The 12012-nt window shown below is 50.6% G+C and carries 9 protein-coding genes, 1 tRNA gene and 1 pseudogene; 3 read left to right on the top strand and 8 right to left on the bottom strand.

From position 1 onward, the window contains the following. Positions 1 to 22: 22 nt before the first annotated feature. From GBC03_26215 to GBC03_26195, 5 genes and pseudogenes are all read right to left on the bottom strand, one after another. A pseudogene (locus GBC03_26215) lies at positions 23 to 394 on the bottom strand (hypothetical protein). A 35-nt stretch (positions 395 to 429) separates the two neighbouring features. Next, positions 430 to 975 (bottom strand): hypothetical protein, encoded by a 546-nt coding sequence (locus GBC03_26210; GenBank protein QFS73459.1) that lies wholly within the window; start codon positions 973 to 975, stop codon positions 430 to 432. Between the two features lie 57 nt (positions 976 to 1032). Next, positions 1033 to 2250, bottom strand: a complete 1218-nt coding sequence (locus GBC03_26205) for a type IX secretion system membrane protein PorP/SprF (protein ID QFS73458.1) — start codon at positions 2248 to 2250, stop codon at positions 1033 to 1035. Positions 2251 to 2337: 87 nt separating this feature from the next. Then, on the bottom strand, positions 2338 to 3354 hold the full coding sequence (locus GBC03_26200) for a hypothetical protein (GenBank protein ID QFS73457.1): 1017 nt from the start codon (positions 3352 to 3354) through the stop codon (positions 2338 to 2340). A gap of 176 nt (positions 3355 to 3530) precedes the next feature. Then, positions 3531 to 3998: a pili assembly chaperone gene (locus GBC03_26195; protein QFS74133.1), complete on the bottom strand. Its 468-nt coding sequence runs from the start codon at positions 3996 to 3998 to the stop codon at positions 3531 to 3533. Positions 3999 to 4288: 290 nt separating this feature from the next. On the opposite strand from GBC03_26195, the gene GBC03_26190 reads away from it, so the two are divergent. Continuing rightward, on the top strand, positions 4289 to 5827 hold the full coding sequence (locus GBC03_26190; GenBank protein ID QFS73456.1) for a hypothetical protein: 1539 nt from the start codon (positions 4289 to 4291) through the stop codon (positions 5825 to 5827). A 40-nt stretch (positions 5828 to 5867) separates the two neighbouring features. Then, on the top strand, positions 5868 to 6821 hold the full coding sequence (locus tag GBC03_26185; protein QFS73455.1) for a tyrosine-type recombinase/integrase: 954 nt from the start codon (positions 5868 to 5870) through the stop codon (positions 6819 to 6821). A gap of 276 nt (positions 6822 to 7097) precedes the next feature. On the opposite strand, the gene GBC03_26180 is transcribed toward GBC03_26185, so the two are convergent. Continuing rightward, positions 7098 to 7173: transfer RNA gene (locus GBC03_26180), tRNA-Phe, on the bottom strand. Positions 7174 to 7278: 105 nt separating this feature from the next. Continuing rightward, a complete protein-coding gene (locus tag GBC03_26175) occupies positions 7279 to 7986 on the bottom strand; it encodes a DUF554 family protein (GenBank protein ID QFS73454.1) in 708 nt (235 codons plus the stop codon). Positions 7987 to 8413: 427 nt separating this feature from the next. Between GBC03_26175 and speC the strand changes: the two genes are divergently transcribed. Beyond that, positions 8414 to 10549 carry an ornithine decarboxylase gene (speC, locus tag GBC03_26170; GenBank protein QFS73453.1) on the top strand — a complete coding sequence of 712 codons (2136 nt, stop codon included), beginning with the start codon at positions 8414 to 8416 and terminating at the stop codon, positions 10547 to 10549. 95 nt (positions 10550 to 10644) lie between these two features. On the opposite strand, the gene GBC03_26165 is transcribed toward speC, so the two are convergent. Further along, complete coding sequence (locus GBC03_26165) at positions 10645 to 11901, bottom strand: MFS transporter (GenBank protein ID QFS73452.1); 1257 nt, start codon at positions 11899 to 11901, stop codon at positions 10645 to 10647. Positions 11902 to 12012 lie beyond the last annotated feature (111 nt).

Raw genomic sequence — 12012 nt, 5'->3', positions numbered from 1 at the left:
TCTGTTAAACCCGTGGCGATTCAGTTTGCTCCAGTTCTTCTTCAGACTTTGTTGTGAAACCGATCCCGTAAACTGACTGTCCGGTATAAATATTGCCGAAGGCAGTTAGACGCAGACCTGCGATCGTACCGACCCATTTATCACGGTATGCTCGCATGGTAGTTGAGGCATCCTCACTCATACTAAATATTCCATGCCAATTAGGAACATCTCCCCAGCTCGCTATGACGAGTTCATCTCTCTGATTTTCCAGGTCTGCAAGGTGGTCTTCGGCTATTTCCAGATTTCGTTCTGCACGTCTGACTGAGCGCTCGCGTTTTGCAATAACCTCTGAGGCATCGCTAATTAGCTTTTCAATGGCTTTGATATTTTCACCAGTTGGTAAACTGGACATATCAGTCTCCTGCGGCCGTGGAGAAGGTGACTTGCTCATTGCCCGACCTCCCGACTAACCTTCGTACCGCGTGCGACTTCCGGAATTTGTTTCCACAGGCGCGCGGTCCATTCAGGTTTAAGATGCTCCGGATTGGAGGAACGATAAATTGCGGTCACGTTGCTGCGTTTAGCATCGCCTGTGACTTCTATTGTCAGGCGATCATTAGCTGCCCAGTTCCGGCTCATGCGATAATAAGACCCAGGTTGGGCTGACCAACTGGCACCTTCTGAAATTGCCGATGCTGACCAGCCAGCATTTCCCTGGCCATTGTTTCTTGCTGCTGAAACATCTTCATCTGAGGGAAAACCATAATGTTGCTTCAGGCGTAGTGCAGCAGTATCTACGCCGACTGGCAGGCTGAATGCCTGGGTAATCTCATTACGTTCAGCCTGTTTGTCAGAAGTATGCTGCTCTCCAGGTGATATCATTGTGCTGACATCTGACAGTTGCTGCTGAAACTGATTGAGCTGGTTCTGGCTACACCCCGCAAGAGCCATAAGTACAAAAGAGATACCTGAGCAAAGAATGAGTTTTTTCATAGTGTTCTCCTGAGGACTTCCAGGGCTGTCAGTAAACAGCCCCTTCATTTTGCTGGATCAGAAAGTGAATTGAAGTTGTGCAACCGCCCCGTAGGTACGATCAGTGCCTGCGATGCCCGTGATATCCAGGTGAACCACATCAAACGGAGAGAACCCCAGGCCGGCAGTGAAAGCATTGCCTTCTCCGGAAGCCATGTTCTGGCGGTAACCCGCACGCACCTGCATCCAGTTCCAGGCATTAATCTCGGCACCCAGACTTGCAAACTGACGCTTATTATCACTGGTGAAACCACTCGCTTCAGTCAGGTCGACATCGAGCGCGGTTGTGATGAAGCTGTTGTGCCATGAGGCGCCGGCAGTGGCCTGCGGTTTAATCTTGAACGTTCCCTTTTCACCATTTACTTCTTTGGTATCGATTGAGCGGGGGATGATATTTTGTACGGCCAGACCGAGAGTCCAGTTATCGTTCAGGTTTGTGGACAGACCGACGTCGGCGTTAAAACCGGTTTTGGTATTGCGGTACTCGCTGGAGTCAATGTCGTTTTTGTCAAAATTACTGACGGAAACGTTGTAGTTAAACAGGTCAACGCGCTGGTATTTTGGTGTGATACCAAAGGACCAGGCATGTCCTGCAGTTTCGAACTCATGCGCCATGGCCACGCCGACATCGGTGATCACAGCCGCACGACCGTAGGCTCTTGACGTAAGTGAGTCAGTATCCACTGCAGAAGGGGGGATTGTGCCATCGGCGACCTTGTCGAGGTATTCCAGGTCGTGATCGCTGACCTTACCATCGACAGAGACAGTACCCCATGATTTCACCACAACGGCGAACGGTAGTGTCTGGTTCGGCACAGTTGCAATAACTGAAGCCCCGACCTGGCCGTTCGCATGTGTGTTTTTCAAATCCTGAAGCTTACTCTTGAGTGCCGCGGCGCTTTCGCTGACACCGGACTGATTAGCGACGGCGCTGTCGAAACGATCCCAGAGGTCCTTAACATCATCCGCTTTATCCACGGTTTTATCCGGGTCAGAGACCTGGGCGCCCATCGATGGCAGCACCAGGCTGAAATCATCGGTTGGTCCGGACGTAGTTAACAGAGCAGGGTTAGACAGAGCAGCTGTACCGTAGTGCGCGGATGCCACGCCGGTGCCACCCATAGCATCACCGCGTGCCTCCATCCAGTTCGTCGCAGCATTAACCGATGGCACTGCGGAAACCAGAAGAGCAAGGGAAACGCAGCGTGTAATCATTGAAATTGAAGCTTTCATCATTTATATCCTTTGTCGTTTATGGTGTTTAAGGCAAAAAAAACCCCTGGCGCTGGCGCACCAATAAAACAATGTGTCTGACTGGTTATTTCACTTAATATTGAGGGCTGTTATTTGGCTAACAAATTTACTCCATTCTGGTGTTATAAATTCCTCAGGGAAAAGAAAAGGTTCTCTTTCCTCTTCGGTCCAAATATTTTGAGAAAACTTACCTGACTCTGTTCGTTGAAGTTTCTGAATCTCCCACAGTGCAGCGGCCGGAAGTATCTTTCCTTCTCTCAGCGCATCCAGTAAATAACCGGATGCATAAAATGTGTCGAAACTGTTGAGAATATGCGCTCTGAAGAGAATGTTGCTCATGCTCAGAAATGAATTAAGTTGTGTTTTATAAGCACCTGAAGATGGACAGTGCCCGATACATTCAACTACACGAATTGTTGTGTTATTAACGGTTTTATAGCGCCGAATAAAAATGAAAACATGTCCGGATTCGTCTTTGATATCTCCTGAGGTGTATTGATTCTCTCTGACCAGGAATATGTCAGGACGGGTCAGGTTGTCGTCAGATGTATATTCCTGAATTCTTTTTTTAATTATCATGGCAACCTGCATCCATTCGCTGAAAGCGGTCAGGTACACTGGCCGGGGATCACTTCCTTCCAGCCATCTGGTACTTACACAGAACCAGTCAGATAGCTGTTTCAGCAAAGGTGCAGTTAAGTAATCCATCGTTCTTTCACGGCTTTCCAGAACGCTCAGACCGATATTCCAGTCCGAGAGCAGGCGAGCCACGTCCAGTACCGACAGGCGGTGCTCATCCATCAGCAGCCAGAACCGTTCGTGGATATGTGTGATCACAGCCTGTCGGGGGATAAGCGTCTCGCGCATGATACCCTCGACGAGAATATTGACCAGTTCAGCTGATGAAATACCCAGGCGTCCTGATACCAGTGTGACGAAATCCCTGACAGCTGGTTTAAAACGTATTGCAATAGGGCTGCCAGACGTTTTCTTTCCGTCCGAAAGCTGGGCTACCAGCTGCTGCATATTTTCATCCCGTTCAGTGATGATACTGGCAAGGATGGAGGTGATGTTCAGACGGTTCATATCATTTCCCGGTGTTGGCTAATACATTAATTCGACTTAAGTTATTAATTATTGTATCCACTGTGGATACGTTACCGCGCACCAGAGTGGATGTATAACGATGAAAATCGATCGTTCAGATCGACTACATTGATGTAGCCAGTGTGACAACAGGTGAAAAATCAAAACAGGGGAAATTATTTTTCCGGATTGAAAGTTTTTCGTATGACAAGAACGGGCCATAACGTTCTGGACGGTACACGCCAGCGCCACTGTGCAAGAAGAATTTCCAGTTGCATAACTGCACGCGCAGCGGGTGTGAAGGGGACATGTATGACATGGCTTCGGTAATGTCCGGCCTGAATCTGAAGATGCCTTCTGATACGTTTAATTCGATAAGAGGTGAGGAGATGGGAGGCAATCACGATGGTGTTTTCTCTGCCACTGAGAGCGTCCTCTATACTGGTTAGCACTCCATTCCAGAACCAGGCCACACGTTCGGATGAAATACTGACGGTTGGCTGGTTTGGCGACAGATGCACGAATATCCTTGAGCTGCGCTTATGGTAGCTCAGGATGCAGGGCTGGTTGATGAGTCTGCGCTGCATCCAGTTCACCACTCTCAGAGAAAAAGGGGATAGCAAAACAAGCCCCCAGAGATACACCATCCCATCCTGATACCCCGTAATCAGAGCGATGAGCCCGTAACTCACAAGACCCCAGCAGAGGATAATTCCAGAGACTACTAATCTTTGCATTTCTGTCGCTTCCCTCAGATTTCTGATGGCGCTTAAGGAAGCATGCTGATTAATTCTCTTCATCTGAAAACTGTGAACCGGCCTTTAAGGATTAATGCAAGTTCGTTTTGTTTAATCAGGAACTAAGGCTTTTGACTTGCAAAATACAACCGTCTCCATAGCGTAGCGTCAATTCGGAATCTGGTTATGGGGTGGTTATGCGTGGACTGAAATGGTTAACAGGCCTTGGGCTGGCAGTCGGAACGGAACACTCAGTAAGGCCATCCGTGCAGCCGGCGCAAGCGGGAGGGTTCCGGAACGTACTGTCCGGTCAGTTGTTACTGGGAACTGCGGAGCGACAGAAGTTCGTCCGGATGTTGCGGGAAAATTGCCCACTGTCACAGTCTGCCTTTGACGAATTCTGGCTAAAACCCTTAGAGCAAATGGCCGCTCGCGTTCAGGAAGTACCGGCAGCCTGGGCGGGGCCGTTCGCCACTCCAGGGGGCTTTACTGACCTCAGTTTATCCGTGGCCGCAAGTGCCGTGAGGCTGGTACGCGGTATGATGTTACCTCCGGGAGCGACGCCTGAGGAGCAGGCAGAGCAGGGGCCAGCCTGGATATGCGCAGTGTTCTGGGCTGGGCTTTTTCATCATCTTGACTGGTTGTCGCAGATTGAAGGGAGCCTGGCGAACGGAAAAGCCTGGTGTCCGGGGATGGAAATACCCGGTGCAAACTGGCGGGTGCGTCCCCGGCAGGGGAGAACGGCTTCAATGAACGGAATGTACATTGCCAGTAAACTCATCCCGGATGCTGCGGCTATCTGGCTTCAACGCTGGCCGGCGATTTCAGGTGCGCTATTTTTGTACCTCAGCGGACAAAAAGCTCAGTCTGGAATTCTCAACAGCATCATCAGCGATGCGCTTGCCAGCGTTGCCAATAAATCAGGAACCGTTTCTGGTACAGCAAGCCCCTCTGAAAGCGATAAGGTGATCACCACAGGGGAGGAAGGGGAGGAAGAATCCAGAACAAACAATATCCCAAATTTAATAGACGACGATATGCATCAAACGTCCAGTCACAAAAATATAACACCGGTTCCAGAGCCAATTAACAATGCATCAATAGGTTACGATACTAACCAGACAGGTGATTATGCTGCCAAGGATGTTACCGGTCAGGTTACGTTGCTTTCGGCATTTGATAATCATGATACGCAGTCATCCGATGAACGAACAGGTGATGACACTGTCCCGGATGAGTCGGTATCAACCGCAGAACTTCTTAGCGTGCTTGACCAGATGTCGGGCTCTGGTGCACCTGTTGTTGAAGCGAAGGTTGAAACTACTTCTTCTGAAGAGTTTTCGCTAGTCGGGATGGAATCTGGCACTCCAGGAGAAAAGTTTCTGGACTGGCTGAAATCCTCAATCCATGACGGTACGGTTAGTGTCAATGAGGGCGAGAGTTTTGCACATATTCTTGCTCAGTTTGTATTCATTGTTTCACCTGAGTGTTTTTTTAAATATTTATCGCTGAATACAAACGAGTCACTGGATAAATCAGCGTTACAAAAAAGCTTTGAAGCTCTGAACGTTCATTATTCACGAAATGGTAAAGGCCTCTGGCATTACCATAAATACGATACGCCGGACAAAAGCGGTCGTTACACCAAAATGTCAGGATACATGCTGAGCGCTGACATTATTTACAGAAAAGGAACCTGTCCACCGGACAGCGTATGGCTTGCACGAAGAAATTAATACTATTGCTTAAGTCAGAATAACAATATACGAGGTGAATATGAACAATGCATTTGAACAAGTGCTGGATGATTATTTTTTCAGTAAATCTTTGCGCCCGGCTACGGAGTGGAGCTACAGGAAGGTAGTCAGATCATTCATTTCCTTTAGCGGTGAAGGTATTTCACCTGAGCAGGTTGATAAAACGCTGGTTTTAACGTGGCGCCGAAAAATTATCCATGAGGAAGGACTGAGCAGAACGACCTGGAATAATAAAGTGACTCATATGCGCGCTATATTTAATCACGCCATCGTTAATGGGCTTGTAACGATGAGGGAAAATCCTTTCAACGGGGTAATTACCCGACCCGATGTCAAACGCAAAAAAACACTGACTGATGTGCAGATGAATAAAATTTATCTGCACATGCAGGCGAGGGAAGAGGATGAACGGACTGGTATGATGGAGTTAAGAAAAAGCGCCTTACGGCCAGCATGGTTCTGGTTAACGGTACTGGATGCATTGCGGAGAACAGGGATGCGCCAGAACCAGCTGCTGCACATTCGCCTGGAGGATGTAAATTTTGAGCACCGATGGATTAATCTCCGGCCTGAGGGTTCCAAGAACCATAAGGAACACCGGGTTCCGATTACTGAAAACCTACGACCCAGACTTGAAAGGCTCTATAACCTTTCCCTTGAGCGTGGCGCGAAGATGCAGGATCAGTTGTTTAATCTTTCTCGCTTTGATGGCCGGAAGAATGAAATCAGCAGCAACATGGATTATCCGCCGTTGCGCGCGTTTTTCAGACGACTTTCACGAGAATGCGGTTTTACAGTCAGCCCGCACAGATTCCGACACACCATCGCGACTAACCTGATGCGTTTGCCGGATCGTAATCTGAAGATGGCACAGGACCTGCTGGGTCATTCAACGCCGGCGGTCACGCTGGAGTATGTTGAAAGTGACCTGGATAAGGTCCGGGACATGCTGGAGGAGCTGGATGCGGCATAAGACTAATCTTAAGTTAAATCTAAGTTGATGAAATTAAAAATGGAAAAAAAAGGGATGTTTGCTTTACAAAAGATTGACACAGGGAAGATCTGAGGGTAAATACGTTCGTGAAGTAAATTGTGGACGTGAGAAATCCAGAGGATGGTTCGAACATCCTCTGGATTTAAGTCCCGTGTTCAACTGATGCGGTAACACAAGTACCATCATCATGCCGTCTGGGGACTACTGTCTTGCCCGTTAAGGATCTCATCTCTTAACGAACAGGCTCTGAAGAAGTGGTGCCCGGACTCGGAATCGAACCAAGGACACGGGGATTTTCAATCCCCTGCTCTACCGACTGAGCTATCCGGGCAACGGGGCGCATTAAAACCGATCCGCCTCATTTCGTCAACGAAATTTCTTCAATTCAACGCAGACTGCACAATCTATCACCACTTTGCTGTTATTGCACGCATTCTCAAGCGAAATACGCGGTCCAGGCGGCGGAGATCGGCATGGCGAGGATCAGCGCCGGAAGCATATTGACCACGGCAAACATTTTGATTCCGCAGATGCGTAAACCGGTGGCGACCAGCAGCAATCCCCCGACCGAGCTGAAATCGGCCATCATCGCGGGGGTGGTGAGCGGCAAAATGAGCGCCGCGCAGGTAGCCAGTGAAAGCTGGATGAGCAGCATCGGGGCAGAGATAACCGAAACGGCGATACCGAGCGAACAGGCGAAAATCATGGCGGTAAAGAAATCGAGGAAGGATTTAGCAATCAGGATACTCGGATCGCCTGTCATCCCTTCGCGCATCGCCCCAAAAATCCCCGTACCGCTGGCGCAGAAAAGAACAATGATGGCGACATAATTCTGGATAAACGATTCATGGGGCTGCTTTTTACCCGGGCGCATAAAGAGCGTCTGCGCTTTCGCGACGGCGTTGTTGATCCCCTTTTCCAGATAGCAAAACTCACCAATTAACGCACCGACCAGCGTTGCCAACACCATAACCGGAAGATTGGCGCATTTGACCACCAGTAAAATACCAATGCCAAGTGACGCGAGACCGAAAATAGAGGTCATTGAGACGCGAATCCGTTCCGGTAAACGTTGGCTAAGAAGGGCACCAATAACGCCACCCACCAAAACGGCGCTGGCGTTAATAAAAGGTCCGATTACCACGTTAGCTCCTGTTAATTATTATGTCAGATTGCATTATTATGACCCGATTCTCATTTTCAGTGTTGTTTAACCGCAACAAGTGTGCATAAGAATTAAATCTTGCCCCTCCTGGTTAAAGGTGCCATGATTGCGCGAATTTTCTCCAGTCCGTTTGGGGCCGCACGGGATGAACGCTACACCTTCACATCACCTTTCGCATCGCCGCTTAGCGCGATGGCTGCCCCTTCTCGTTATTCCCTCCCTTTTACTCACCATGCGGTGAGGGCAACGTATGCTCACTGCAGGACAACAGTAAAATCAGAAGCGGTCTGCTTTTACTGATGTCTGGCGGTCGGAGCTGGTGACCAGTTTGACCCAAACATCTCGTGGGGCAGGGCATTGAGCCTTGTCCGGGACTCTTATTCTCCCGAAACGGGTTTTTGCGCTTATGAAATCAATGAACATTGCCGCCAGTAGTGAACTGGTCTCTCGTTTATCTACTCATCGCGGCGTTGTGGCGCTGGACAGTACCGACTTCACCGATGTCGCGGCGGTCGTCATGACCGTTGCCGATAGCCGTAGCGGCATTCTTGCTCTGCTCACACGTACGGGCTTTCATCTGCCGGTCTTTATTCTCACTGAAGAGAAAATGGATCTACCCGCAGGCGCGACGGCGCTCATTAGCGGAAATGCGCAGGAGTGGCTGGAGCTGGAATCAGCCGCCTGTCTGTATGAGGAAGACCTTCTGCCGCCGTTTTACGACACGCTGACGCAGTATGTGGAAATGAAGAACAGCACGTTTGCCTGTCCGGGGCATCAGCACGGTGCGTTCTTTAAAAAACACCCGGCCGGACGTCACTTCTATGACTTCTTTGGCGAAAATGTCTTTCGCGCGGATATGTGCAATGCCGACGTGAAGCTCGGCGATCTGTTGATTCACGAAGGTTCGGCCAAACATGCGCAGAAGTTTGCCGCAAAAGTCTTTCACGCCGATAAAACCTATTTCGTTCTGAACGGCACGTCGGCAGCGAATAAAGTGGTCACCAATGCGCTGCTGACGCGTGGCGATCTGGTGCTGTTCGATCGCAACAACCACAAATCGAATCATCACGGAGCGCTGATTCAGGCGGGGGCGACCCCGGTGTATCTGGAAGCCGCCCGTAACCCGTTTGGTTTTATCGGCGGGATCGATGAACACTGCTTCGATGAAGCGTATCTGCGCGAACAGATCCGTGAAGTGGCAGAGGATAAGGCGGAGCTGCCACGCCCCTTCAGACTGGCAATCATCCAGTTGGGAACCTACGACGGAACTATCTATAACGCGCGTCAGGTGATCGACAAAATCGGTCATCTCTGTGACTACATCCTGTTCGACTCAGCCTGGGTTGGCTATGAGCAGTTTATCCCGATGATGGCCGACGGTTCGCCGCTGCTGCTGGAATTGAATGAAAACGATCCGGGTATCTTCGTCACCCAGTCGGTGCATAAGCAGCAGGCCGGGTTCTCGCAGACTTCGCAGATCCACAAGAAAGATAATCACATTCGCGGCCAGGCGCGTTTCTGCCCGCATAAGCGGCTGAACAATGCGTTTATGCTGCACGCCTCAACCAGTCCGTTCTACCCGCTGTTTGCCGCGCTGGACGTCAATGCCAAAATCCACGAAGGAGAGAGCGGCCGACGCCTGTGGGCAGAATGTGTGACGTTGGGAATTGAGGCGCGTAAGGCAATCCTTGATCGCTGTAAGCTGCTTCAGCCGTTCATTCCCCCGGTCGTTGACGGTCAGGCGTGGCAGTCGTATCCCACCGAGGTAATTGCCCGTGAGCGGCGCTTCTTCAGCTTTGCACCGGGCGCAAAATGGCATGGTTTTGAAGGGTATGCCGACGACCAGTATTTTGTCGATCCGTGCAAGCTGCTGCTCACCACGCCGGGCATTGATGCACAGACAGGGCGTTATACTGATTTTGGTATTCCGGCGACCATTCTGGCTCATTACCTGCGCGAAAACGGTATTGTGCCGGAGAAATGCGATCTCAACTCGATTCTGTTCCTGCTGACGCCCGCCGAGAGTCCGGAAAAGATGGCGCATTTGACGGCGATGCTGGCGCAATTCGAACAACATATTGAAGACGATACCCCGCTTGCAGAGGTACTTCCGACCATCTTCAATAAATATCCGGTGCGCTACCGCGACTACACCCTGCGCGAACTGTGCCAGGAGATGCACGATCTGTACGTTAGCTTTGACGTGAAGGATCTGCAAAAAGCGATGTTCCGTCAGGAGAGCTTCCCGGCGGTGGCGCTGAATCCGCAGGATGCGCACAGTGCTTTTATTCGCGGTGATGTTGAACTGGTGCGCATTCGTGATGCCGAAGGCCGTATCGCGGCGGAAGGGGCGCTGCCATATCCTCCTGGTGTGCTGTGCGTGGTGCCGGGCGAAGTGTGGGGCGGGGCGGTACAGCGTTATTTCCTGGCGCTGGAAGAAGGGGTCAATATGCTGCCGGGGTTCTCGCCGGAGTTGCAGGGCGTTTACAGTGAAACCGATGCTGACGGAATTAAGCGGTTGTATGGGTATGTTTTGAAGTAATCGAAGGAGAATGCCGGATGGCGTTTGCGCTTATCCGGCCTGGTATTCGCTGTAGGCCGGATAAGACGCGAAAGCGTCGCCATCCGGCAGAGAGATTAATGTGCGACGGTCTGCGTGCCGGTCGGTACGCGAACGTGTTTGTACTTAAACAGCGCCACGAAGGCAAAGGCCAGAACCAGCGAGTAGCCGGCAAAAATCAGCCACACGGTTTGCCAGTCGGTAATGCCGTTCAGAGTGTAATACTCCACCACTTTCCCGCTCACCACGCCGCCGAGGATACAGCCGAAGCCGTTGGTCATCATCAGGAACATGCCCTGCGCACTGGCGCGAATTTCGGGGCGAACTTCTTTCTCAACGAACACCGAACCGGAGATGTTGAAGAAGTCGAAGGCGCAGCCATAGACAATCATCGACAGAACCAGCAGTACGGTACCAAACGGGCTCGGGTCACCGTAGGCGAACAGGCCGAAGCGCAACATCCACGCTACGATACTGATCAGCATCACGTTCTTGATACCGTAACGGCTCAGGAAGAACGGAATGGTCAGGATGAACAGCGTTTCGGAGATCTGCGAGATCGACATCATCACCGACGCGTGCTCAACGATAAAGCTTCCAGAGAACAGCGGGTTGTTATCGAAGCTGTGCAGGAAGGTGTTCCCGAACATGTTGGTAATTTGCAGTTCTGCGCCGAGCATCATCGAGAAGATGAAGAAGATCGCCATGCGCTTGTTCTTAAACAGCGCGAAAGCATCCAGACCCAGCATTGAGGTCCAGCTTTGATTCTTCTGCTGATTCGCCACCGGGATGTGCGGCAGGGTCAACGTAAACAGCACCAGTACCACAGAGAGCGCGGCGCCAATATACAGTTGCATATGGCTCAGTTCGAAGCCGGAGAAACTCACGGCCCACATGGCGACGATAAAACCGATGGTGCCCCAGATACGAATCGGCGGGAAGTCGGTGATAATGTCCATGCCTGCGTTCTGCAAGCGATAATAGGAAATGGTGTTGATAAGCCCAAGCGTTGGCATATACGCCAGCGAGTTAAGCAGGATGACGAAGAACATCGCTCCCGGCGTGGTGACTTCGGCGGCGATGAACAGCGTTATCGCGCCCACCACGTGACAGATGGCGTAGACCCATTTTGCACTGAGCCACTTGTCCGCCACAATACCCAAAAGCGTCGGCATCAGAACCGCCGCGATCCCCAGTGAACTGTAGACTGCACCAATAGAAGCACCGTCAAATTTGAGGGTGACAAACATATAGGATCCGAGGGTTGTCAGCCAACTTCCCCACAGGCAGAACTGCAGAAAAGAGAGTATTTTCAGCTGCAGCTTAAGATTCATGTTAATTTCCTCACACCATAAGGCGAATGGATGTTTCGATTGGCACAAATGCCGTTGCTGTATGATGTGATTCTATCAATGACTGTGGGCGATTTTTTGTTACCTGTGACA

Source organism: Citrobacter telavivensis (genome assembly GCA_009363175.1).
Taxonomy (GTDB): Bacteria; Pseudomonadota; Gammaproteobacteria; order Enterobacterales; family Enterobacteriaceae; genus Citrobacter_A; species Citrobacter_A telavivensis.
Note: the sequence above shows the minus strand (reverse complement) of the source record. Positions and strands in the feature narration are given on the sequence as shown.

Excerpts from the sequence above, each read along its gene's own strand:
- speC (QFS73453.1), top strand. The coding sequence starts at position 8,414 with ATGAAATCAATGAACATTGCCGCCAGTAGTGAACTGGTCTCTCGTTTA.
- GBC03_26205 (QFS73458.1), bottom strand. The coding sequence starts at position 2,250 with ATGATGAAAGCTTCAATTTCAATGATTACACGCTGCGTTTCCCTTGCT.
- GBC03_26210 (QFS73459.1), bottom strand. The coding sequence starts at position 975 with ATGAAAAAACTCATTCTTTGCTCAGGTATCTCTTTTGTACTTATGGCT.
- GBC03_26165 (QFS73452.1), bottom strand. The coding sequence starts at position 11,901 with ATGAATCTTAAGCTGCAGCTGAAAATACTCTCTTTTCTGCAGTTCTGC.
- GBC03_26185 (QFS73455.1), top strand. The coding sequence starts at position 5,868 with ATGAACAATGCATTTGAACAAGTGCTGGATGATTATTTTTTCAGTAAA.
- GBC03_26200 (QFS73457.1), bottom strand. The coding sequence starts at position 3,354 with ATGAACCGTCTGAACATCACCTCCATCCTTGCCAGTATCATCACTGAA.
- GBC03_26190 (QFS73456.1), top strand. The coding sequence starts at position 4,289 with ATGCGTGGACTGAAATGGTTAACAGGCCTTGGGCTGGCAGTCGGAACG.